This is a genomic window from Fundicoccus sp. Sow4_F4, from assembly GCF_052116145.1.
Classification (GTDB): Bacteria; Bacillota; Bacilli; order Lactobacillales; family Aerococcaceae; genus Fundicoccus.
In genome coordinates, this window is record NZ_JBQKLQ010000003.1 from 170,195 (window position 1) to 194,357 (window position 24,163).

Annotated in this window: 20 protein-coding genes, 1 tRNA gene and 1 other annotated feature; of the genes, 3 read left to right on the forward strand and 18 right to left on the reverse strand. The window is 41.6% G+C overall.

What is annotated here, in order from left to right; all coding sequences use genetic code 11:
* Positions 1-81 precede the first annotated feature (81 nt).
* From ACTQ5J_RS06375 to ACTQ5J_RS06415, 9 genes are all read right to left on the reverse strand, one after another.
* The gene (locus tag ACTQ5J_RS06375; protein WP_441751588.1) at positions 82-819 is read right to left on the reverse strand and encodes an ABC transporter permease; all 738 of its coding nucleotides are present in this window, start codon (positions 817-819) and stop codon (positions 82-84) included.
* Positions 816-1,532, reverse strand: coding sequence for an ABC transporter ATP-binding protein (locus ACTQ5J_RS06380; protein WP_441751590.1), 717 nt, complete (start codon positions 1,530-1,532; stop codon positions 816-818). The genes ACTQ5J_RS06375 and ACTQ5J_RS06380 overlap by 4 nt, the downstream gene beginning before the upstream one ends.
* Positions 1,525-2,451 (reverse strand): ABC transporter substrate-binding protein, encoded by a 927-nt coding sequence (locus ACTQ5J_RS06385; RefSeq protein ID WP_441751592.1) that lies wholly within the window; start codon positions 2,449-2,451, stop codon positions 1,525-1,527. Before ACTQ5J_RS06385 ends, ACTQ5J_RS06380 begins: the two co-directional genes overlap by 8 nt.
* 293 nt (positions 2,452-2,744) lie before the next feature.
* Positions 2,745-4,616 (reverse strand): ABC transporter ATP-binding protein, encoded by a 1,872-nt coding sequence (locus ACTQ5J_RS06390; protein WP_441751594.1) that lies wholly within the window; start codon positions 4,614-4,616, stop codon positions 2,745-2,747.
* Between the two features lie 18 nt (positions 4,617-4,634).
* Positions 4,635-6,416, reverse strand: coding sequence for an ABC transporter ATP-binding protein (locus tag ACTQ5J_RS06395; protein ID WP_441751596.1), 1,782 nt, complete (start codon positions 6,414-6,416; stop codon positions 4,635-4,637).
* A 455-nt stretch (positions 6,417-6,871) separates the two neighbouring features.
* Positions 6,872-7,657 (reverse strand): PHP domain-containing protein, encoded by a 786-nt coding sequence (locus tag ACTQ5J_RS06400; protein ID WP_441751597.1) that lies wholly within the window; start codon positions 7,655-7,657, stop codon positions 6,872-6,874.
* A gap of 264 nt (positions 7,658-7,921) precedes the next feature.
* The gene (locus tag ACTQ5J_RS06405; protein ID WP_441751599.1) at positions 7,922-9,394 is read right to left on the reverse strand and encodes a carbon starvation CstA family protein; all 1,473 of its coding nucleotides are present in this window, start codon (positions 9,392-9,394) and stop codon (positions 7,922-7,924) included.
* 134 nt (positions 9,395-9,528) lie between these two features.
* Positions 9,529-10,281 (reverse strand): LytR/AlgR family response regulator transcription factor, encoded by a 753-nt coding sequence (locus tag ACTQ5J_RS06410; RefSeq protein WP_441751601.1) that lies wholly within the window; start codon positions 10,279-10,281, stop codon positions 9,529-9,531.
* Positions 10,278-12,035 carry a LytS/YhcK type 5TM receptor domain-containing protein gene (locus tag ACTQ5J_RS06415; protein ID WP_441751602.1) on the reverse strand — a complete coding sequence of 586 codons (1,758 nt, stop codon included), beginning with the start codon at positions 12,033-12,035 and terminating at the stop codon, positions 10,278-10,280. Before ACTQ5J_RS06415 ends, ACTQ5J_RS06410 begins: the two co-directional genes overlap by 4 nt.
* A gap of 434 nt (positions 12,036-12,469) precedes the next feature.
* On the opposite strand from ACTQ5J_RS06415, the gene ACTQ5J_RS06420 reads away from it, so the two are divergent.
* Positions 12,470-13,825 (forward strand): glutamine synthetase family protein, encoded by a 1,356-nt coding sequence (locus tag ACTQ5J_RS06420; protein WP_441751604.1) that lies wholly within the window; start codon positions 12,470-12,472, stop codon positions 13,823-13,825.
* Positions 13,826-13,972: 147 nt separating this feature from the next.
* Here ACTQ5J_RS06420 and ACTQ5J_RS06425 read toward each other — a convergent pair whose 3' ends face one another.
* The 6 genes from ACTQ5J_RS06425 to ACTQ5J_RS06450 all read right to left on the reverse strand — a co-directional run bounded on the left by ACTQ5J_RS06425 (position 13,973) and on the right by ACTQ5J_RS06450 (position 19,550).
* Positions 13,973-14,917, reverse strand: coding sequence for a MetQ/NlpA family ABC transporter substrate-binding protein (locus ACTQ5J_RS06425; RefSeq protein ID WP_441751606.1), 945 nt, complete (start codon positions 14,915-14,917; stop codon positions 13,973-13,975).
* Between the two features lie 143 nt (positions 14,918-15,060).
* Positions 15,061-15,315: a binding site (T-box leader), on the reverse strand.
* A gap of 127 nt (positions 15,316-15,442) precedes the next feature.
* The gene (locus tag ACTQ5J_RS06430) at positions 15,443-16,507 is read right to left on the reverse strand and encodes an LLM class flavin-dependent oxidoreductase (RefSeq protein ID WP_441751820.1); all 1,065 of its coding nucleotides are present in this window, start codon (positions 16,505-16,507) and stop codon (positions 15,443-15,445) included.
* 169 nt (positions 16,508-16,676) lie between these two features.
* Positions 16,677-16,762: transfer RNA gene (locus ACTQ5J_RS06435), tRNA-Leu, on the reverse strand.
* A 67-nt stretch (positions 16,763-16,829) separates the two neighbouring features.
* Complete coding sequence (locus ACTQ5J_RS06440; RefSeq protein WP_441751608.1) at positions 16,830-17,384, reverse strand: GNAT family N-acetyltransferase; 555 nt, start codon at positions 17,382-17,384, stop codon at positions 16,830-16,832.
* Between the two features lie 262 nt (positions 17,385-17,646).
* A complete protein-coding gene (locus ACTQ5J_RS06445) occupies positions 17,647-18,831 on the reverse strand; it encodes a PQQ-dependent sugar dehydrogenase (RefSeq protein ID WP_441751610.1) in 1,185 nt (394 codons plus the stop codon).
* A 146-nt stretch (positions 18,832-18,977) separates the two neighbouring features.
* Positions 18,978-19,550, reverse strand: a complete 573-nt coding sequence (locus tag ACTQ5J_RS06450; protein ID WP_441751612.1) for a TetR/AcrR family transcriptional regulator — start codon at positions 19,548-19,550, stop codon at positions 18,978-18,980.
* 151 nt (positions 19,551-19,701) lie between these two features.
* Here ACTQ5J_RS06450 and ACTQ5J_RS06455 point away from each other — a divergent pair, with 151 nt between their 5' ends.
* Both ACTQ5J_RS06455 and ACTQ5J_RS06460 read left to right on the forward strand, forming a co-directional pair.
* Positions 19,702-20,787 (forward strand): ABC transporter permease, encoded by a 1,086-nt coding sequence (locus tag ACTQ5J_RS06455; RefSeq protein ID WP_441751614.1) that lies wholly within the window; start codon positions 19,702-19,704, stop codon positions 20,785-20,787.
* 11 nt (positions 20,788-20,798) lie between these two features.
* Entirely contained in the window at positions 20,799-21,503 is a 705-nt protein-coding gene (locus tag ACTQ5J_RS06460) for an ABC transporter ATP-binding protein (RefSeq protein WP_441751616.1), read from the forward strand.
* Between the two features lie 120 nt (positions 21,504-21,623).
* Here the strand turns inward: ACTQ5J_RS06460 and ACTQ5J_RS06465 are convergent, their stop codons facing one another.
* The 3 genes from ACTQ5J_RS06465 to ACTQ5J_RS06475 form a co-directional block, all read right to left on the reverse strand.
* Positions 21,624-22,487 carry an ROK family protein gene (locus ACTQ5J_RS06465; RefSeq protein WP_441751618.1) on the reverse strand — a complete coding sequence of 288 codons (864 nt, stop codon included), beginning with the start codon at positions 22,485-22,487 and terminating at the stop codon, positions 21,624-21,626.
* A 30-nt stretch (positions 22,488-22,517) separates the two neighbouring features.
* Positions 22,518-23,288 (reverse strand): ROK family protein, encoded by a 771-nt coding sequence (locus ACTQ5J_RS06470; protein WP_441751620.1) that lies wholly within the window; start codon positions 23,286-23,288, stop codon positions 22,518-22,520.
* Positions 23,289-23,373: 85 nt separating this feature from the next.
* Positions 23,374-24,159 carry a PHP domain-containing protein gene (locus tag ACTQ5J_RS06475; protein ID WP_441751622.1) on the reverse strand — a complete coding sequence of 262 codons (786 nt, stop codon included), beginning with the start codon at positions 24,157-24,159 and terminating at the stop codon, positions 23,374-23,376.
* Between the last annotated feature and the right edge of the window lie 4 nt (positions 24,160-24,163).

Sequence of the window (24,163 nt, forward strand, 5' to 3'; positions counted from 1 at the left end):
TCTATCTCAATTTATCTTAGGTCAAACGCTCGTTTATTTCAAGTCTTGACAGAAAGAAGTAAGGAAAATTTAACAGCTACTTCAAGCTTGCCACTTGATGCTGAGTGTTTGAACGAGGCCCAATAAAGCGAACAGGATATTGCCTAGTAAGCTAAGTAAAACGATGCCCGCATACAAGGCAATATAATCCGATTTGAACCAACTCGTCATAATAAAATAGCCCAAACCCCACTGGGTGACATAATTTTCTACGAAAAATAACGTTGCCATGCTTGTCCCCAATGTTAATTTTAAGGCCGTCAATAATTCTGGTGCCACACATGGTAAAATAATATACCTCAAAGTCTGCCAAGCATTAAAGCCAAATTGCCGGGCTTGTTGCAAGTAACTTTTTGGCAAATATTTGACTGTATCACGCAAAGGAATGTAAATATAAAACGCTGCTACTGCAATCATTAAGGCGACTTTTGACAGCTCACCTAAGCCTAATAAGAGTAAAAAGACTGGCAAGAAGGCCACCCGTGGAACTGGATAAAACAAATAGACGATTGGCGTTAACAACCGATCAACAAGAGGGACACTGCCTGCCAGTAAACCCGAGGAGGCGCCAAAGAATAAAGAGCCCGCGACTGACCATAAAATCCGCCACAAGCTAGCTTGAATATGTGGCCACAAGCTCCCGCCAAGCGACTCACGCCACAAATACTCAAATACATGCCAAGGATTTGGCACGATAAATGCCTCCAACATACGGTAAGCGCCATACCAGACAAGCAGGACCATACAAATAGCATAAACCTTAGACAGCATTTGTTTCATCGCTGATTGCCTCCCAAAAGTTGTCGCAGTAACAATTGTTGCTCAAAATAATGGGCCTGTTGCCGGTAATTCTCACTGGCAGCTAAGGGATTCTGTAAACTTTTTATGACGCTGGCTTCTTCCATCACCCACACATTCTGCCCAAGAAAAGCCGCTTCCTCGATACTATGCGTGACCCAAACAATCGTTAGAGAGTGTTTCTTTTGCAAACTAACCAGCAAGTCTTGAATTTTTTCTTTCGTCAAAGCGTCCAGGGCGGAGGTCGGTTCGTCCAAAAATAAATAACTGGCCTCTTTGGCTAGTAATTGCCCTAAGGCCACTCTTTGTTGTTGCCCGCCACTTATTTGGTGAGGATACTTTTGCAGAAGCGACTGAAGCTCCAAAGTCTGCGCCAGCTCTTCGACACGCTCGCTTTGTTCTTTGCGTGTTAACTTTAAGGCCTGCAAGGCTAATCGTAGATTTTTCTCAACCGTATGCCATGGAAATAATTGATAATCTTGAAAGAGCAGCCCCACTTCACTGCTTGATAATGTCGGCTCAAGGCTGCCCGAAGTCAATGGCTGCCAACCCGCCAGTACACGCAATAAACTTGACTTACCACAGCCAGAGGGACCGATAATCACGGTCGTCTGATGCCGCTTGATCTCAACTGTGACGTCATCTAAAATCACGGTCGAACCACTGACTAGTCTTAGGGAATCAGCTTTAATCATTGCTCACGTAGTCTTCAACAACTAACTCATCATAGGACACTGTGATTTCTTGTCCCAACAACTGCTCTAGCCAAACGCGAGCTGCTTTAACATTTTCTTCACTCGGCAGGCGGGTTAGGTGATAGGTTGGTAGCACCAATAAGTCTTGGATGCTCTCATCTAAACCAATGCGTTCAAGCAACAAAGCCTTGACCGCTTCTTCCTGCCCTTCCATCGCTAGAACAGCCGCATTATAGGCTTGGTGGAAGGCAGCCACTTTATCGGCTTCTTCACTTAAGGTCGCTTGATTGAAAATCATCACATTCGGAGAAAAATCGTCCGATTCACTCACTAACAGTTTCTCCAAGCCTTGGGCTTGTGCATTCGACGCCATCGGCTCTGGCAGAACGGCCATGTCCAATTCCCCGGCCAATAACATCTGAATTCTTAACGGAACTTCTGCAATAAACTGTTTATCCAACGCATAATCGCTTAAAAATAAATCGGCCACATAATTCGTGACACTGATTTCCATCAAGCCAATGCTGACGTCTTTTCCGCCATCATACTTGGGTGACACGACCACAGGAAAGACCCCGTCCGTACTGGTCGTAATCGCACCCGCTTCGGGATTATTTTCGATCGCAATTAAAAATTCGACCAAACTCGCCATATAGACATCAATTTGCTGGGCTTGGGCTGACGTTTGTTGATGGGTCGCATTGGTAAATAATTCCACTTGGACATTGATCCCGGCTTCTTCAAACAAACCGTACTCATCCGCCCAGAAAATCGGCGCCGCATCCGTGGCTGGCATGACACCGACTAACAAATCGACAGCCGCTTCATCCTCTGCTTGCGCAGCTACAACTAAATTGCTGGGCAAGAAAGCCCCGAGTAAACACGTACCACACACGAGTAACTTTAATAATTTTGACATCCCATCATTCCTCCAATTTTCTAATGTGATTAGTTTAACATATACGCCTAATCATTGGAATATATTTAATTAAATTTCGAGATAGTCTTTAAAGAAAAACACCCCAAACACAGGCAAAATAGTCCTTTACACCTTACAGCATTCTTTTGTCTGTTCACTGCTTCTCCAGAGAGCCGTCTGATAAAACATACACACTCTTGGCTTTCACCCCATTTGCCGACTGTTCTAAGGTAACAAAAAGAGCCCCTAACCCTTGATTGCTTCAAGTAAGAGAGGCTCGCAGTAAGATTAATTTAACTATTTTGCTCTAGGAGTTGGTTGTATTGTGATTGATACAATTGATAGTAGAGTCCACGTAATTGCAATAATTCTTGGTGACTGCCGCTTTCGACAATGCGACCTTGTTCGATGTAGAAAATTTGGTCACTGTTGCGAATGGTTGACAAGCGGTGGGCAATAATAAAGGATGTTCGGCCTTTCAATAATTCTTGTAAGCCTTCTTGTAACAATTCTTCCGTTTCCGTGTCGATACTGCTGGTCGCTTCATCCAAAATTAGGATACGCGGATCGGCAATAATCGTTCGTGCAAAGGCAATCAGCTGGCGTTGCCCGGCTGACAGGGTGCTCCCACGCTCTTCAACGGCGGTATAATAACCATCCTTAAGGTTCATAATGAAATCATGCGCCCGCACCGTCTTGGCAGCTTCGATGACTTCTTCTTCAGTCGCATCCAAGTTACCGTAACGAATGTTGTCGATAATGGTGCCTGAGAAAATAAAGGTATCTTGGAGCATGACACCCATTTGCTTACGCAAGGAACGCATCGTAATATCGCGCAATTCATGTCCATCGATCTGAATGCTTCCCTCGTTCACATCATAAAAACGACTCAATAAACTGATAATTGTCGTTTTACCAGAACCAGTTGGCCCAACTAGGGCGACGGATTTACCTGGCTCCATCTTGAAGCTGACACCATCCAGAATATTTTTACCTGGTTCATAACGGAAAATCACGTCTTTAAATTCGATATGACCTTCTATAGCTGGTAGTGGCTGGGCATCGGGGGCATCCACAATCTGAGGCTGCTCATCTAGCGTTTCAAAAATCCGCTCTAAGTAAGCAGAGGCCGTAATCAAATTATTGTAAAAGTTTCCGATATTAATAATCGGATTCCAGAAATTATTGACATAGGCCACAAAAGCAATCAGGGTCCCTGTGGAAACTTCAACGCCAATTTGGCGAATCCCCACAAAGTAAATCATCGCAACCGTTAAGATGGAAATATTCTCAACAATTGGCCACATTAAAAATTGAATTTTAACAGCCTGCATCCAATGGGTCCGATTTTCTTCACTGATTGATGTGAAAATCTCGTTATTGACCTCTTCACGGGCAAAGGATTGTGTAATTCGGATCCCCGCAATACTTTCGTGAATAAAAGCATTCAAGGTCGATTGCTTGTTACTTAATTGTTGATAGGCACGGCGTTGTGAATTTTTCAGCCACAGCACTAGCCCAAAGAGAATCGGTAACAAAGCAAGACTATAAAGGGTCAAACGAACATCAATCAACAGCATGATGGTGAGCGTGAAAATCAAACTAAATAAATCAGACACCAGGTTGATGACACCATTACTCAAGAGATCACTCAAGGTGTTGATGTAGTTGACGACACGAATCAAAATCTTGCCATGCGGTCGACTATCAAAATAGGAAAAAGGTAAAGATTGCAGGTGCGTAAATAAATCAGAACGCATGTCCTTCAATGTATCTTGACCAATTTCGGTAATCGCATAAATACGGTAACGCATGCACAAGCCAATCACGATTAAGGTCAGGATGAATAAGCCACCATATAGGAATAAGCGTAAGGTGTCGCCTGCTGGAATCACCTCATCAATGGCACTTCTGGTTAACAAAGGTCCCACCAAGGCGGCGATATTAGCTACAATGATTGTTGCTAAAACTTTCAAGACGGCCGGACGATAAGGTGCGAGATATTTGGCCACTCGTTTTAAATCTGAAAACTTAAATTCTTGTTCTAATTCTTCATCGTCTTCCAAGCGTTGACGCTTATAAACTTTTTCTTTTTCGACTTCTTCTGCTGATTTATCATAGTTTTCTGTATCTGTGATACGTTTCTTTTGCTTAAATTTAAACATTTTAGTCACCCCGCTTACTTACAAGCTTGGCGTTTCAGTTAGTTCTGAAACAGCCTCTTGGTCATCATCCGCAATTTCCATTCCCAATTGTTTCTGGTAAAGACGATAGTAGCGCCCTCTTTGGGCAATTAACTGACTATGAGTCCCACGCTCAACAATGGAGCCTTTATCCAACATTAAAATTAAATCCGCATCACGGACTGACGAAATTCGGTGGGCAATAATAAACGTTGTCGTGAGATCAGTGACTTCATTTAAACCTTGTTGAATTTTCGCTTCCGTCTCCATATCAACCGCTGAGGTTGTATCATCAAGTATTAAAATACTCGGTACTTTGGTCAAGGCACGTGCTAAACTAATTCTTTGTTTCTGACCTCCAGACAAACCAACCCCACGCTCGCCGACAATTGTGCTATAACCGTCCGGCATCCGCGAGATAAAAGCATCCGCATCGGCGACAGCAGCCATGCGTTTGACATTGCTTGCACTCGTATAAGGATCGCCAAAGGCAATATTATCTGAAATCGTATTTGAGAATAAAAAGACATCTTGCATAACCATCGAAATATGATTACGTAAAAAACGCACCGGGTATTCCTTAATATTATGCCCATCAATTTTTACTTCACCTTCTGTTGCATCATAGAAACGACCGATCAAGTTAACGAGTGTCGATTTGCCTGAACCCGTTTCCCCAATAATACCGACCGTTTGGCCGACTTCTGCTTTAAAACTGACATTATTCAAGACGGCAAAATTAGGGTCATCGGCAAACTTAAAGGACACGCCAGCAAACTCCACTTGCCCTTTAACAGGCGAAAATCCATCATGATTAATGACTGGAATTCGAGATTGGGTTGTCAATAAATCACGGATTTTGATACACGCTGCTTGGAAACGCTGAACGTCGTTTAGCAACCAGCCGCTCATCCGCATCGGATTGTTTAACATCCATAAATAACTATTGAAGGCGACCAATTCTCCCATCGAAACCGACTCTTGAATAACTAAATAGCCACCTAAAACTAAGGTAATCACATTCAAGCTGCCCGCAAAGCCTTCTAGCCAAGGCATATAAGTCCGTGTGACATCGGCAGAAGCCAAGTTCTTTTGCTTAAAGTCATCATTATGCTTATCAAACTTTTCAATTTCAAACTCTTCTTGAGCGAAAGCTTTTACCATGCGGTTACCACCAATATTTTCTTCCACCATCGAATTCAAACGTGAAAAACTCTCGCGAATGTCGAAAAATTTGATACTACTTTTCTTCACTAAACGACGAGCAAAGATAAAAATAAATGGTGTCACAGCTACAAGCGAGAGCGTCAAAGGTACATTAATCAAGCCCATCGCGACAATTGCACAAACAAACCACACTAAACTTTCGACAATATTGTAGGATACCCAACCAATAAAGTGACGGATCGCATCTGTATCACCTGTCATCCGTGCCATAACGTCCCCGACACGCGTATGGTTAAAGTATTCAAAATCTAATTCATTGACCTTATGATACAAATCCTGACGCAAGCGATAGAGACTATTCTGAGAGATTTGTTCAAACATCATTTGATAGCTATAACGCACAACTGTACGAATAAGCGTCGACCCAACCATCGTTAAAATAATAGGAATTAATAATTGCCCTTGATTACTATAAATCACCTGATCCACAATTAAACCAATTAAATAAGGATTGACTAAAAACAAACCTGAATTGACCAGCAACAGTAGGCAAGCGACTAACATTTTTCCCCAGTCCGTTTTGACATAAGTCCAAGCCCAACTAAAATTATTCATTCTACACCTCTATTTCTACACCTTGAGCAACAAACAACGTATGACCAATTTACAAAAACGCTTACAATATAAACTTGCCATCTTCTGGCAATATACTTATACCATCAATGACATAGTTTAAAGCTCTCTACTCCAAAAGTCACGCATTATCATCTAAAAATCAAAAGTATTTTTTTATGGCGAATATTGGTCTATACAGGCTCTCTCAAAGCTTTAATATTAAAAAATATTTTCAATTTCCTCGTGGAAACACTAAATAATACTTACTTATTTTAAGAGCTAGCGGTGGGCCCCTTGACTAGGTAAACATAAAAAAATTAGTTTAGTTTTAGAGAAAAATTAAGCGAATCCTATGGGCTGGTGAGTTGCTTGACTGAGACTGAGACAAAAACAAAAACCCAACCGCCTTGAATTCTAAAGGGGTTGGGTTGACAAGCAATGAATGCATTGCTTGCTTAGTTGGGTAGCGCCACAAAGTTGGCTTCGCTATTTTGAAAGGTGACTAATTGTTTGACATTGTGTTTGCGCAACATGTTAAAGGCATCACTAAAACGCAATTGATAGTCGCTGGCTCGATGGGCATCGGAACTGACTGTAAATAAGTTGCCGCCTAATTGTTTGTATAAACCAATTGCATAGTCATACAGATGCGCATTGTCGTAGCGGTACATGCTCCGAGTATTCAATTCAAGGGCTTGGTCTTGACGAATCATCGTTCTAAAAATTTTCGTCAAAATGGCTTCTTTGCGCTCTAATTCCTGCAATTGCACGTCATCATAGCCTCTTAAACCAAAGTCAAAGTGAGCCAAAACGTTCGCATATGGGGCAGCTTGCACAGCTTCTAGCATGAGGCTGAAATACTCATCGAGGTGAATATCTAAAGGCTTTTGATCATGATTCAAGGTCATAAAACCGTGGCGACCATTGTGATGGATGCTCAACAGTTTAAGATCATAGTCTTTTCCTGCTAAAAACTCTTCAATTCGGTGGCGATCGGCGTAAGTAAAACCAACCTCGATGCCTTTTAATAAACAGTTGTCATAGGTCGCATTTAATTCTTCAACCTTAGCACTATAACCGTCATAATCCGGTATCACATCTTCGGCCCGCTGTAAGGGGCTAAAAAAATCAAGATGCTCGGTACTAATCAATGGTAAGTCAGTTAGGTTTAAATAGTTTTCAAACGTTTCACGTGAGTCTGGTGAGAAATAGGTGTGTAAGTGTTGATCATAGTATCGCATATTACGCTCCTTTTAATCTGAACTAAAAAAATAACTACTGAAATAAGTATAACGCAAGTCTTTTGTAAATACTCACGAAGTCAATTATGAAAGCGTTCCCTTGTCAAAATCCCACTTTCGCTTCTAAAATTTACTCATTAAATAGTCCTCGAAATTCCTTGCATCAGGATTCAGAACGCTCGCTGGAACTCACGCCGTAGCCTTTAAGACGCAAAAAAGCCTCAAGTAGCAGTCGCTACTCAAGACTTATTATGCAATTTATTATTATTTACTGAAGGTACCGATTGGTAGATAGTCGTGCGTTAAATCTGGACGCTCTGCCAAATTAGCCATTTGTTTATTACCTGTCACAAAGAAGAAGACTAAGATTGCCACACCTACCGCTAAACTAATGATATAGGTCGATGCATTAAGGCCTAAGTTAAGGCCAATTGGCTCGCTGACAATGTACACTAGACATGCGTATAACATAAAGGTTCCTGGTAGTAAGGCAACCAAATAGTTACGTTTTTTATACATTAAATAACGCGTCGCGACGAACAAGGCAATAACTGCAATCACTTGGTTTGCCCAGTTGAAGTAACGCCATAGTAAGTTAAAGTCAACTCTAGTTAAAATGAATGACACGGCAAAGATTGGAATGGTTAATAACAAAACATTTTTCAAGTTATCTTGTTTTAAGTTGATGTAATCTGCAATAATATTTCTCAATGAACGGAAAGCAGATAAACCAGATGAAATTGGTAAGACAATGACGCCAATAATGGCAGCTGTCCCAAAGACGTTTCCTAATAACATATAGGATACTTGGTTAACCACAGCTGATGGTGTACCAGCATCAATCATCTGACTTAATGTTTGACCGTCAAATAGACTCATTGACGCAGCAGCCCAAATCATTGCGATGACACCTTCCGCGATCATCATGCCGTAGAATAAGAAACGGCCTTGTTTTTCAGAAGTAGTCGTACGTGACACCATTGGTGCTTGAGTGGCATGGAAACCTGACATTGCACCACAAGAAATGGTAAAGAAAATCGCTGGGAATAATTTTACGCCGTTGACATTTTCTAAACGAATCGCTGCCGGTGTTAATTCTGGTAAAGCGTGACCTCCAAAAATCAATGACAAACCGATCGCAACGGTTGAGATAATTAAAATTGCACCAAACCATGGATAAACTTTCCCCATTGCTTTATCAATTGGTAAAAAGGTAGACACGATATAGTAGCCGAAGATTAAAGCGACAATAATTCCTGTCGTCATAAAGTCAGGTGTTAAACTTTCAATTAAACTAGCTGGTGATGTAACGAACACTGTCCCTACTAGTAATAAGAGTAAAATTGAAAAAATGTTAACAAAATGTTTCATAGGTTTGCCCAAATACTTACTTGATAATTCTGGCAAATGAGCGCCATCGTTTCTTAGGGAAATCATACCGACCATATAGTCATGGACAGCCCCACCAAAAATACAACCGACTACAATCCAAATATAAGCTACAGGTCCATATAAGGCACCCATGATTGGTCCAAAAATCGGCCCTGTTCCGGCGATGTTTAATAATTCAATAATAGCATTTTTCCAACGCGGCATTGGAACAAAATCCATCCCATCTTGTAAAACCTCAGCTGGGGTTTGTCGATCTGGTTCAATTCCAAAGTTCTTCTCGATAAAGCCACCGTAAACGAAATAACCGATAACTAATAAAGCGATACCACCTAGCAATGTTACCATCTTATTCAACTCCTCTGTTTTGTTATGATAAATTTATCACAACATCAGGAAAGCTGACTGAATTCTGAGTGAAATGCACATATCTGTTAGTGAACTGCACATAAAGTCAATTGAGCTGTTACAAATAGGCTCCCTTACTCGATGCCTAATCGCGTTTTAAAAGCATTCATATAAGAACGACTCACAATTACCTTCTGGCCATTCTTCATCGTGAGTTGATAATTACGATTGAACCACGGTTGAATTTCAGAAATCGCTTCAATATTTACCAAATAGGCACGATGCACTTGCATAAACAACTCTTCAGGCAATTTATTTTTAACCATCTTTAGGGTATCACGCATTTGATAACTTTCCGTCGCTGTGTAGATCGTTAAGGCACCATCTTCTGTAGCAACTACGTGAATGTCATTAAAAGGCACCATCGTAATCCGACCATCGACTTCAACGGGCAAAAACTTGTTGACTATTTTATAAGCCAACTGGTCTGACTCACGCTCCTCCTTGTTAATAGTCCCTTGTTGATTGGCGATTGATTTATCTAATCTTTGAAGGACTAATTGAATGCGCTCATCTTCGAAGGGCTTCAAAATATAATCAGTCGCATTCATATCAAATGCCTTGATGGCATAATCATCATAAGCGGTCGCAAAAACGACGAGGGGCGGCGTGTCCATGGCATTAATCGTATCCATCAATTCTAAGCCACGTTCATTTTGTAAATGCATATCCAGAAAAACCACTTGGACTTTCTCCTTCAATAGAAAAGTCTGAGCACTTTTAATATTATTTGCTTCATAAATCTCTACGTCGGCTTGATACTGTTTAATAATATAACTCAACTCTTGACGTGCTAAAGGCTCGTCATCTACTAGCAATACTTTCATTCTAACCATTCCTCCTCACTTTCAAATATTTTGAAGCGCACAGCAACGACCGTACCTTCTCTGCTGCTTGTAAATTTCAGTTCACTTTGCGAGCCATAAATTCCCAATAAACGCTGATTTAAATTCTCCAAAGCTGTGCCACTGCCTAAATCTGATACAATCGTTTCTTTGCCTAAGTTCTTTAAAATGTCTTCACGGATGCCAAAGCCATTGTCTGAAACAGAAAAAATGGCTTCCTTGTCATTGAGTCGCTTTAATGAGATATTAATTTGATTGTTTTCTTCACGATCTTTAAAGGCGTGATGAATCGCATTTTCGACTAATATTTGGATTAAAAAGGGTGGGATTAAACTATTCAGCATGTCCTCAGAAATATCATAGCTAATATCAAAGCGCCCTGGAAAACGAGCTTCTTCAATTTCTGTATAGGCTTGGACTTGTTGTAACTCATCCTCAACCGTTACAAGAGCTTGACGATTCCCGGTTAAACTTGCTCTAAAATACTGACTTAGTTTTAACAGTAAGCGTCGCGCTTTATCTGGATCAAACCGCATAATGGCACTGATTGTATTGATAGAATTAAAAAAGAAATGCGGATTGACTTGTCCTTGTAAGGTTCTCAATTCTGCTTGTTTCAACAGATGCTGTTGGGCTTCTGTTTGTCCAAGTTGGATTTGTGAAGAGAATATTTCGCCTAAACCTTCTGCCCACTGCTGTTCAACTTCTGTTAAATTATCCTCTTGAGTAAAGTAATATTTCAGTGTGCCTATCACTTCTTTGCCATTACTCAAAGGTACGACGATGGCTCCTTCTAACGGACATTTTTCACATATACAACCAATCTCTGAGCGACTGTGTGCCACCCACATTTCGCCACTAGAGATGACCCTTTGTGATAAATCAGTGACTAAATCAGACCCCACCGTATGATGATCACTCCCAACTCCCGTAAAGGCTAATATCTCGTCACGGTTTGTCACACTGACAGCTGAAACTTTCATTGTTTTAAGAATCAATTCTGAAATTTCTTTGGCATTCGTCCGATTCAAACCACTGTGAAAATAAGGAAAGATATCTTTGGTTAATTGTAAAACATCATGCGTTTGAATCGCTCTTAAATTCTCTTCCTGACTCAAAGCATTGATGATAATCGACAGAAAAAGACCGGTCCCAATACTATTCACCACAGCCATGGGAACAAAAATCACTTGTACTAAATTCCAACCCGTTGCTTGATTTCGACTCAAAAAGCCAATACAAGCCATCTGAATAATTTCGAGACCTATCGCAATCAAGCCCCCTTGGACTGGCGTTAGGAAACGTTGTCGCTGCACAAAATAATGCCCAATCCAACCGCTCAAGACGCCGATGATAATGGAGGAAATTAAGTAAATATGAGGATCCGTCCCACCTTGAAAATAGCGAAACACACCTGAAAGTAACCCAACAGCTGAACCGACAATTGGTCCGCCAACTAAGCCACTAATCCCAATACTTAACACACGTGTATTGGCAATCACGACCTCATCGCTCAGTGAACTGAGTGCCGAACTGAATGAGAATTGTTCGATCGAAATCATCACACCAAATAGATTAGATAAGATAGCAAATATGGCAAAAAGGATAATCAAACTGATGATTGACTTCAGTTGCGTCCGTGTCATCAGTAATTGCTTCAGGTGACGATTGCTCATCAAAATATAGGCCAATAAAATAATTAATGCAGCTCTCTCAAATAAAATAAGGGTTAACACCGACGCTCGCCTCCAACTACTAGATCTTTATGTGATAATTATAGCATAGCAATGATCGAAACAGATAGTTCACGCCTTAATACCGAGCTGACCAGCTCACAAATTTCGAGACCAGTTAGAAAACCGGTTTTTTTATTTTTTTCATTCCAAAATAGGGCTCCCATTCATTCACTTGTCATTAATTGATTTAATTTAATCCCAATACATCAACTATATCACTTAATTTAAGTCAATTAATTCTTCTGTGTGTTTTTATCCATTTAATATAACAATCTTATCTTTTCAAAAATAAACATCATAAAATCGGCGTTAATAATGAAGTTTCATGTGATGTTTCCTAACATTTAAGGTAACTAAAATGTTGCATTAGTCTTTTTTTGAGAATATAATTCAGAAAAATAAAAATATATTTTATTACAAATGGAGGAAGAACAATGACAACAGTGTGGACGAAAGAAAGTATCCTAGCAAACGCAAAGAAACATAACGTACGTTTTATTCGTTTAATGTTTACCGATATACTAGGAACCATAAAGAATGTGGAAATTCCTCTGTCTCAATTGGAAAAAGCCTTGGCGAATAATATGACCTTTGATGGATCATCCATTGAGGGTTTTGTGAGAATTGAAGAAAGCGACATGTTTCTCGTGCCTGATTTAAATACTTGGTTGGTTTTCGATTGGAATATCGCAGGAACCAATACCGATGAACCTTTACGAATTGCACGTTTGATTTGTGATGTCGAAACAGCGAAGCGCGACCGCTTTATTGGGGATCCACGTCAAAATCTTAAACGTGTGCTAGATGAAATGTCCGAATTAGGTTTTACTCATTTTAATTTAGGGCCAGAGCCTGAATTCTTTTTATTTAAATTAGACAACGAAGGCAAGCCAACGATGACATTGAATGATCATGGAGGTTATTTCGACTTAGCACCGACAGATTTGGCCGAAAATTGCCGACGGGATATTGTCTTAGCCCTAGAATCATTAGGCTTTGAAATTGAAGCCAGCCATCATGAAGTCGCTCATGGGCAACATGAAATCGACTGGAAATACGCGAATGCTGTGACTGCTTGTGATAATATACAAACCTTTAAACTGATTGTAAAAACGGTCGCGCGTCGTCATAATTTGCATGCGACTTTTATGCCTAAACCAATTTTTGGTATCAATGGTTCTGGTATGCACTTCAATATGTCTTTATTTAATGAGTCGGGCAATACTTTTTACGATCCTGAAACTGAATCAGGTCTGTCTGAAACCGCCATGCATTTTATTGCTGGATTAATGAAATACGCGACAGCCTTTACCGTTATTTGCAACCCGACAGTTAACTCTTATAAACGTTTAGTCCCTGGTTATGAAGCACCAGTCTATGTGGCTTGGTCGGGACAAAACCGTTCACCCTTAATTCGCATTCCTGCTTCTCGTGGTAACTCAACTCGCGTCGAATTGCGAAGCGTTGACCCTTCTGCTAACCCTTACCTAGCTCTAGCAAGTATTCTGAGTGCTGGACTTTTGGGAATTAAAGAAAAACTTGAGGCACCCGATCCAGTTGATCGCAATATTTATCAAATGTCAGCCAGTGAACGTTTGAAAAATGGCATTATTAGTTTGCCGGGATCTTTGAAAGAAGCGGTTCACGAATTTTCTCTTTCTGAAGAAATGAAAGCTGCTCTAGGTTCCCACATCGCTAGCAATATCATTAAAGCTAAAACGCAAGAATATGAAGACTATTCGCGCGATGTTTCTCCTTGGGAGATTGATAAGTATTTTAATTGCTTCTAAATCATCAATAGCTAGTCTTTCAGAACTTGGTGACCTGATCAAGGACACAATTTGTCACAAAACACTCGTAAACCAAACACGACAAGAAAAAACATGGTGCTTAGCCCAACCAGGCCAAGCACCATGCTTATTTTTACGCTTAAAGTCTTATTCTTCTGATGACTCTTCTTCTGTTTCATCTGTTTCTTCTGAATCTTCCGCTGCTTCATCAGATGTTGCTTCTGCAGAAACATCTAATGGGTAAGCATCGTTATCAGTCCATGCTGGTAAATCAGCACCTTCAGATACTTCATCTAATTTAACTGCCACATCTTCTGATTGGTACAATGACACGATGTGTGCATATAATTCATTCTCAACATCAGCTGCACGAGTCGCAATCACGTTTTTGTAATCTGCTGCTAAACTTTCGATATCATCCCCATCAGAAAAAATCGCGTCTTCAACAGATAAACCAGCATCTAATGCAAAGTTATTATTAACAAACACTGCCGCGACATCTGGTAAAACTTGTGCCAATTGAGCCGCTTCTAATTCTTCAAATTCAAGATTTTTATCATTGGCTGTAATATCATCTACAGTTGGTAAAACGCCTGCTTCATCATCCACTTCAATCACGCCAGCTTGCTCTAAAGCTAATAAGGCACGACCACCATTGGTTGGGTCATTTGGAATCCCGATTTTATCGCCATCTTGTAAGTCATCTAAAGATTCAATTTTATCTGAATAAGCACGTAATGGGGCAACATAAGTAAACCCTAAAGCTGTTAAATCTCCGTCGTTTTCGTCATTCCAACTGTTTAAGAAAGCAATATGTTGGAAGGCATTCAAGTCAGTCGACCCATCTTGTAAAGAAATATTTGGTTGCACATAGTCAGTAAACAAGACGATTTCAACCTCGATGCCCTCTTGGGATGCCTTCTCGACAACAACATCCCAAACATCGGCTTCATAATCACTTGCTACCCCAACCGTTACATGTTCGCCATCAAATTGTCCTGCTTCGTCTTGAGCGAAGACACTCACCGTTGAACTTGCTGCTAATAAACCTGCTAATGTGACTGCTGATAAACCTTTGATTAATTTTTTCATTTGAAAATCTCCTTTATTTTTAAGTTTTAATAGTTGCTTAATAGTTGCTTGTATCGAAGTGTACATGCCCATTCGTAAATAACATCGATCTATTTATCGACAGCCTCCTTCCATAAAAAAAAACTCACGTCCTCTAACTTAATAGAAAGGACGTGAGTTCAACTCCGTGGTACCACCTTTGTTCGCTATTCCATCACTAGAATAGCCTCTAACAGTACAGAAACACTCAGCTCTATACTGCGCAATGTTAACGGTTGCTGCCGTTCACTGTTTGTGACAAGTCATTCACAGTGACCGCTCTGTGGCCATTTTCAACGAAACAAACGATGCTCATTTCCACCAACCATGAGCTCTCTAACAACGTTGCATTCATTTACTTTCCACTTCATAGCGTTTCAATACTGGTTTGTACTTCCTATTCTAAGCCACCCTTTAATAAATGTCAACACTTTTTAATCATAATTTTATCTCACTCTCATTTACCATAGCAAAATAGGGCTCTACATTGTCTAAGCGAGCAAATCGTTACTTTTTCCGCGTATATTTCTTAACCGCTGGCGCAATCACGTCTCCTAACAATTCAACATTTTTCATCAATTGCTGATGCGACACCCCGCCAAAATCCATTTGCGCAATGTAACGTTGGTGATTAAACTGCTCGTGTTGATATAAAATCTTCTCAATGATTTGTTGTGGACTACCGATATTCTGTACACTACGGACATCTGCCCCTTGCGCAAAGGCCTGCTTATGCATGCCTCTACCATTGGTCAGTTTCATCCCTTCGTTTAGATGTGGGTAGACCTCACGCATCGCTGTTTGCGAATCTTCTGCGGCATAAAACCAGCCCGCAATCGACACTGGAAAATCTTCGACTGAATAATTGTTGTGAACTAAAGCTTGACGGTAAGCATCAACAGATACCTTAAAAGAGGAAGCTGGCCCACCTAAGGTGGCTAAAAACATTGGAACCCCTTGTAAACCTGCCCGAACCGCACTTGCTGGTGAACCACCAACCGCCCGCCAAATCGGTAAACTACCATTTTTAGGACGTGGTAAGACGTGGGCATCGACTAAAGGGGCACGGTGTTTACCTTCCCAGTTAATTACCTCATGTTGATTAATCTGTAAGAGCAGATCAAATTTTTCTTCAAATAATTCTTCGTAATCTCGCAAATCATAGCCGAGCAATTCAAACAAACCGACCCTCGACGCACGACCAGCCACAATTTCGGCTCGCCCATCTGAAATTAAATCTAGCGTCGCAAAATCCTCGTACACACGGACCGGATCAGAGGTACTAATAATTGTTGAAGTACTAGCGATTTTTATCGTCTTTGTCGCTTGAGCAATCGCCGCCAGCACGACCGAATGGGCCTGCGTGGTAAAGTATTCTTGATGACTTTCACCTACACTAAAGAAATCCAAGCCTGCTTGCTCCGTCAATTGAGCCAGCTCGATGATTTCCTTTAATCTGGCTTGGGCGCTAGGTCGTTGGCCCGTATGAGGATTGGGTAGATGATCACCCAATGTATAAATCCCCAGCTCCATGCCCTTGCTCTCATCAATTCTATATGTTTCCATCCCCATTTTTGCTACCTTCTTTCTTTTCATGTCTTTATGACTCCTGAACATTATAACATACACTTGAACATAAACTTCAGATTTCAAGCAGCAGTGGCTAGGCCTTTAAACCTTGATTATTTTTTTAGTGCAAAAAAACACACCCCATCTCTTACGAGACTGAGTGTGTTAGCAATGCCGAGGGCCGGAATCGAACCGGCACGGTGATCACTCACCGCAGGATTTTAAGTCCTGTGCGTCTGCCAGTTCCGCCACCCCGGCAAAAGAACTGTGCTCAACTATTCTAGCTTGTGACGTAGCAATAGTCAATACTCATGTCGACTTCTTTTTATAAATCTGAGGCAAGCAAGCTATACTGAAATAGATCTATCAATTTCCCTTGATTATCAAAGGCGCTTTGGCGGATTCGGCCTTCATATTGCATGCCGCATTTTTCCATGACAAGACCTGAATTAGGATTTTCAACACTATGATGACCCACTAAACGATTGATTTCTAGTTCTTCGAAAGCAAATTTAATCAGTCGTTCGAAAGCTTCACTCATAAAGCCTTGGCGCCACCAGGCTTTTCCTAAGGCGTAGCCAATTTCCATGGCCTCAAGTCGCTCATCATTAATACCTAAAGCGATCGAACCAATCGGGTGGTCTGGATCTGATTTTAAACAGATAGCCCATGAGTAAGTCGTGGTTTCGTCATAGCCCTTGACCCATATTTGAAGTATTTCTGCGGTCACGTCTTGAGAGGCATGACTTGGCCAAGTTAAGTAGCGGGTGACTTCATCATCGCTTGCCCAATTATGATACATGGCTTTGGCATCTGCCAGAGTAAAACGTCTTAAAATTAAGCGGTCTGATTCTAGTTCTTTGGTTCCTAAATGCTTCATCGGCGTCACCCTTCTTGTTTTTATTTAGCCAATAATATACCAGTTTGTGAAGCAGAAAGCAAACGAATTGTCAGATTGCGCTCTTGATACTCTGGTAGAGTCTGGCACAGAAAACTCCCTAACTCAGGGTCAGGGAGAGGGGGATTTTTTAGTTTAATAAGGCAACTCAGAGTTAGTCATTGTTTGAAAACGAACGACGGCTAGACCTTAAGGGGCTTAACCGGCGTCATCCCCGACTTCATAGATGGGTTCAGTGATTTTGCTAGTTCTTTTTCTTGACTTGATAGAGTTTGCCACTATCTGTAATCGCATAGAGCGCGCCATCTGAACCAATTAGAACATCTCGGAAACGCTCGCCTTCTTCAAGCAATAATCTTTCTTCAGCAACCACTTGTTGATTTTGAATCAGTAAGCGGGCAATATGTTTGCCTTTTAAAGCGCCAATAAACAAGTTGCCTTGCCATTCTTCGATGATCTGGCTGTCATAAAACGCCATCCCACTTGGCGCAATTACCGGGTCCCAGTAATAGACCGGTTCCGTAAACCCATCATGACGACTTTGACCATCCTTAATAGGTTCACCGCTATATTCAATCCCATAACTTACCACGGGCCAACCATAATTTTGACCGTCAATCAGCAAGTTCAATTCATCACCGCCTCGCGGTCCCATTTCACTAATCCAAATTTCGCCAGTGTCGGGCGCGATGGCTAAACCTTGCACATTGCGGTGGCCCACCGTATAAATTGGCGACTCATTGCCCTCGACTGCTGTGCCTTCCTCTGTTAAATAGAGGACCTTACCCAAATAACTGTCCAGTGACTGAGCTTGGTCGCGCATTGAAGGGTCGGACCTTTCACCTGTTGTCACGAATAAGTTGCTAAGGCTATCAAAAACAAGTCGACTACCATAATGCTGAGTACCTTCGTAGGCTGGACCAGCTTGGAAAATCACTTCGAACTGTTCAATCCTTTGTTCATCCGCGGCTAATTTTCCGCGACCAACCGCTGTCAAATTGCCCCCTGCAATTACTTGGGAAAAGGTGACATAAATCAGCCGACTCTTGTCAAAGTCTGGGGCGAGTGCTAAATCTAACAAGCCACCTTGCCCCTGGCTAGTGACCCCTTCAAACCCTCCAATTGGATCAGAGACTGACCCGTCCGCCAAATTGACGATGACTAAATCGCCTTGTTTTTGTGTCACCAGCAGCCGTCCATCACTTAATTCAACTAAGCCCCAAGGTGCTGATAATTGGTCGGTAATTACGGTAACGGCTAAATCCGTTTGCGTTTCAAAACTTGCTGCGCGTGTCTGACTGTCAAAGGCTGGTAGATACTGCGTTTCAGGCGGCTGACTTTCAACTGGCGGGTTTTGAGCGTTCACAGCTGGCAAAGGCAACAAGCAAACAGCAACTATTATGAGTAATCGCTTGAGTAATCTCTTCATGCACTCACCTCTTTGAGCTTATTTTCGCACATTTGTTGATAAATGAACAATAGCTTGCTTGTTAGCTGATTGGCCGATGGCTTTAGAATTATATTGCGTTAGGAAAGGTCAAAAAAAACACTCTTTAAAGGCAGAGTGTCGGTCTATTATTTCTTATTAGTGATGCCATAGAGGAAGAAATTGATAATTTCTTCGATTGATAAAGGATTATATGACAAGTTGTCTGGATTTAAATAGGGTGAAATTAATAAAAAATAGTGACTAGCATAGCGTTCAATCTCATAATTAGACTGTAATTTTTCCTTGTGTAAGGTAAATAAATCGATAAAAGGTTGCAGATAAGCGGCCTTAAAAATTTGATAGAGGGCGAAGCTTGCCTCAGGTGAGATTTCTTTTTTCATATCATTCATCATCATTGAAAAATTGAAGGGATGCGTTTCCTGCAAATATGAAGTCATCTGGATCAAAGCTTGGGTCAAATCGGTATCCGTTTGAAGTTTAATCCGACTCAAATCGTTCAGCGCTTCATGAGCCACTTCTTCTAAAACAGCCACATACAGGGCTTCTTTATTCTTAAAATGATGGTATAAGTTCGGTTGCGTAATGCCCACTTCTAGGGAAATATGGCGGGTTGAGGTCGCATTGTAGCCATCTCGCATAAAATGAATTTGGGCAACAGCGATGATTTTTTCTCGCGTCGTGGCTTCTTTTTTTGTCATCCTTGGAAACTCCTTCCAAATATTCGTCAATTGGACGTGAATTGTGTGTCGATTAATCATAACACATTATGATTGCAAATAAACTTATCAAGTGATATAATTATAAAAACTTATCGTTCGATAGGTGTGAAAATTAAGGTGGTGTACGATCATGTTTTTAGCATGGAATGAAATTAAACACTCTAAAACACGTTTCCTATTAATTATTGGCGTCATGGTGCTCGTCAGTTATCTGGTTTATTTCTTAACAGGTTTAGCATTCGGCCTGGCGCAAGAGAACCGCACGGCAGTTGATAAATGGGACGCAAGTGCGATTATCTTAAAGGATGAAGCCAATGCGAATATTAATATGTCGATGATGGAAATAGGTCTCAAAGAAGCGATTGACGCAGATGACATCGCGATGCTTGGCACAACACCTAACGTGGTCCGAAAAGCTGGCACCAATAGTGAGGACGATAAAATTTCGGTGAATTTCTTTGGAGTTCATCCCGATGAATTTTTAATGCCAACTATCATCGACGGTGTAGAAGTCACTGCTGACCATCAAGTTGTGGCTGATATTAGTTTACAAAAAGAGTATGGTCTTGAATTAAATGATGAGTTAAACTTGGCGGGAACAGAGATCACGGTTAAAATCGTTGGTTTCACGGAGAATGCCAAATTTAGTGTCTCACCGGTTTTATATACGACGATTCCAACTTACCAAGAGATTCGATTCGAAGCTCAAAATGAAACGCCTGAGGGGCGAGTCAGTGCTTTTATTGTGCGCGACGATGATTTAGCGTCAGTTAAATTGTCTAATGATGATTTACGCCTCTACTTGATCGATGACTATATCAAAGAATTGCCTGGCTATATGGCACAAGTTTTGACCTTCGCTTTAATGATCATTTTCTTGATTGTCATCGCAGCCGTTGTGATTGGAATTTTTATGTATGTCTTAACGGTTCAAAAAGCAAGTATGTTCGGGGTCATGAAAGCCCAAGGTATTTCAACCAACTATATTGCTAAGTCAGTAGTTGCTCAAACATTTCTTCTCGCCGTGATTGGCGTTGGGACAGGTCTCGCGTTGACCATTATAACGGGACTCGTCTTACCAAGCACGGTTCCCTTTCAACAGAATATCTACTTTACACTGATTATTTCAGCTTTGATTATTCTGTTTGCTCTACTCGGCGCCTTTTTCTCTGTTAGAACTGTCGCTAAAATCGACCCACTTGAAGCCATAGGATAGGAGCCTGCCATATGAAAGCAATTGAAGTCATTAATGTAAAAAAGAAATTTTTAGATGGTAGTAAAGAAATTGTCGCCTTAAAAGACACGACTTTTTCCGTTGAATCAGGTGAATTTGTTGCCGTCATTGGGCCCAGTGGTTCAGGAAAAAGCACCTTTTTAACAATTATCGGAGGCCTTCAAACGCCGAGTGAAGGTCGCGTTCTTATTAATAACAATAAATTTAGTGAAGTCGATGAACAAAAACGTGCCAAATTGCGTTTCGAAGAAATTGGTTTTATCCTGCAAGCCTCTAACTTAATTCCCTTTCTATCCGTCGAAAACCACTTACGTTTAGTCAACAAAGTCAAAGGCGAAAAATTTGACCAAAATACGGCTGATAAGTTGCTGAAACAGCTTGATATTGATAAATTACGCAATAAGTATCCGAGCGATCTTTCAGGCGGAGAAAAGCAAAGGGTCGCTATTGCTCGGGCCTTATACCATAATCCATCTGTTATTTTAGCCGATGAACCAACGGCCAGTTTGGATACTGAGCGCGCCTATGAAGTGGTTGAAATCCTGGCTCGCGAAACGAAGGAACAAAATAAGGCAACCATCATGGTCACTCATGATGAACGCCTCATTGGCTACTGTGACAAAGTCTACTCTATGAAAGACGGACAATTGACCTTAGACGAAGAAAAAAGTAAGCTGAAACCTCAAAAAGAAGCCTAGTTGCTACTGACATTATCTTCTGGGCTCAGGCCGTCAGAAGATAATGTCAGGCATACATCCCTTGCTATTTATCAAAAAAAAGCGCCATCTTTCCAATTGGAGAGGTGGCGCTTTAGTCGATTATTTAACTTGGTTGGCTAGCGTTAAGGCGCCAGTAATACCGGCATTATCACCTAGTCCAGGTAAGACAATGTAATCGGCTAAGTCTGGGTAATCCACATAATCTGCCATCAGTTGGTCAAATTGGTCTTTGATTTTATCCAACATGCCAGGGACTTTCATGTTGCCACCACCGATCACAATCCGTTCAGGACGCAAAATTAACGTATAGTCGACCAAGGCTTGGCCTAAATAATTAGCTACGTAAGTCCAAACCGCATCATCAGGTGCGACGTCTTTGCCCGATACGCCCAAACGCCCGTCAATCGATGGACCAGCGGCCATCCCTTCAAGACAGTTGCCATGATAGGGACAGAAGCCCGCGTAATTATCAGCTGGATGTGGGTGGACAATCACGTGTCCCATTTCCGGGTGTCCAAGGCCTTCAAGTAGCTTGCCATTAACGAGCGCACCGACACCAACCCCCGTTCCAACCGTCACGTACAACATGTTATCAAGGCCTTTAGCGGCGCCGACACTTGCTTCACCGACTGCAGCCGCATTGACATCTGTGGTCCAAGCCATTGGAAGATCGTAGCGGGCCTTCACAGCTGCTAGAAAATCGAAATTCTTCCAAGCTAGCTTAGGCGTTGATAGAATCTGTCCATATTGAGGCGAATCTTGACGCACTTCAATTGGACCGAAAGATCCAATCCCAATCGCCTTTAAACCGTCTAGATGTTGATCAAAAAACGCAAAGACCTGCGCCAATGTTTCTTCTGGTGTCGTCGTGGGGAAAGACACTCTTTCAATAATTTCATTCTGTTCATTACCGATGGCACACACAAACTTTGTCCCACCTGCTTCAATTGCTCCTACTTTCAATACATCAGCTCCTTTTGTTTAGTATAGCTTTTATTGCCTTGTTTGAGAATAGTGGGCGGCCACTGCCCCTAATAAATTCGCTTGATTGCGAAATTGACAAGTCTCGATATCGAGTACAACATCAGTCGCCTGAGTGCGTTTCAAGTATCCATGAGCTCTTTGAGTCACTTCTTCAAGTAAACCATCGCGTTCAGAAATCGCCCCACCTAACAGAACACGGTCAGGATTCAATACAACTGACAACATTTGAATGCCACGTCCGAGCGCATCGAGCATTTGATCGACATGCTTTTGAGCTAGACTCTCTCCCCTGTCCGCTCGCTCGAATAATTCCTGTCCAGAAATCGCGATTTGACTGCCACTTTCTTCAGTATAGCGGCGCGCTGTATTAACTGGACTAGCCAAGTCACTAAAGGAATATTCTGCGTCCATCATCATGTAGCCAAACTCGCCGCCAAATAGATTGCGGCCTTTCAATATTTTTCCTTCTGAAATAATCGCGCCACCAATTCCTGAACCAATCACAATAAAAATCGCATTCTGAACGCCGCGAGCCGCTCCTTGCCAGCTCTCAGCTAAAGCGGCACAATAGGCATCATTTTCAAAGGTGACTGGCACGTCAAGCGCCTCAGTTAATTCTTGAACAATTGAGAAATGATGCAAATAAGGCATCGCACTAAAACCTTTAACGACACCTGCCTTCGTATCAACAGAACCTGGACTGCTAAAAGCAGCCCCCGTAATGTCATCGTTAGCCAAATTTCCCAAGTTCTCAAATGCTACTTTCTTTTCGCAATTCATTTCATTATTTTTTCTTCGTTTTATGGGGATTGTTCTTATTTTCGCTGAAAAAAAACCTTGCTTTGGTTAAGCAAGGTTGGGGGATTTAGTTGGGGAGGTCAACGAGTTGGATGGTTTGGTTTTGGTATGTGGCGAGGTGTTGGACGTTGTGTCGGCGTAACATGGCGTAGGCGTCGGTGAAGTGTAGTTGGTAGTCTGCTGCCACGTGAGCATCTGAGCTGACGGTAAAGAGTTTGCCGCCTAGTTGTGTATATAAGGCAATGGCGTAGTCATAGAGGTGGGCATTGTCGTAGCGGTACATGCTACGGGTGTTGAGTTCGAGCGCTTGGTCTTGTTCGATCATTTTGTTAAAGATTTGTGTTAGGACGGTTTCTTTGCGTTCTAGGTCTGTTAGTTGGACGTTGTCGTAGCCGCGTAAGCCGAAGTCAAAGTGAGCAAGGACATTGGCGTAGGGCGCGTGGTTGACAGCTTCTAACATGAGGTCAAAGTATTCGTCTAGGTGAGTGTTGAGTGGTTTGGTGTCGTGATTCAGAGTCATGAAGCCATGGCGGCCGTTATGGTGAATGCTAAGTAATTGGATGTCGTAAGTTTTGTCAGCTAGAAAGTCTTCAATGCGGTGGCGATCAGCGTAGGTGAAGCCTACTTCGATGCCTTTGAGTAATCGGTTGTCATATTCGGCATTGAGTTGGTCTAGCTTTTGAACGTAGCCTGTGTAATCCGGGATAACATTTGGTATGGCTTGTACTGAGCTAAAAAAATCAAGGTGTTCAGTCGTCACGACTGGTAAATCTGATTGAAGCAAGTAGTTTTCAAAAGTCTCTGAAGAATCCGGTGAAAAATATGTGTGTAAATGTTGGTCATAATAACGCATAATA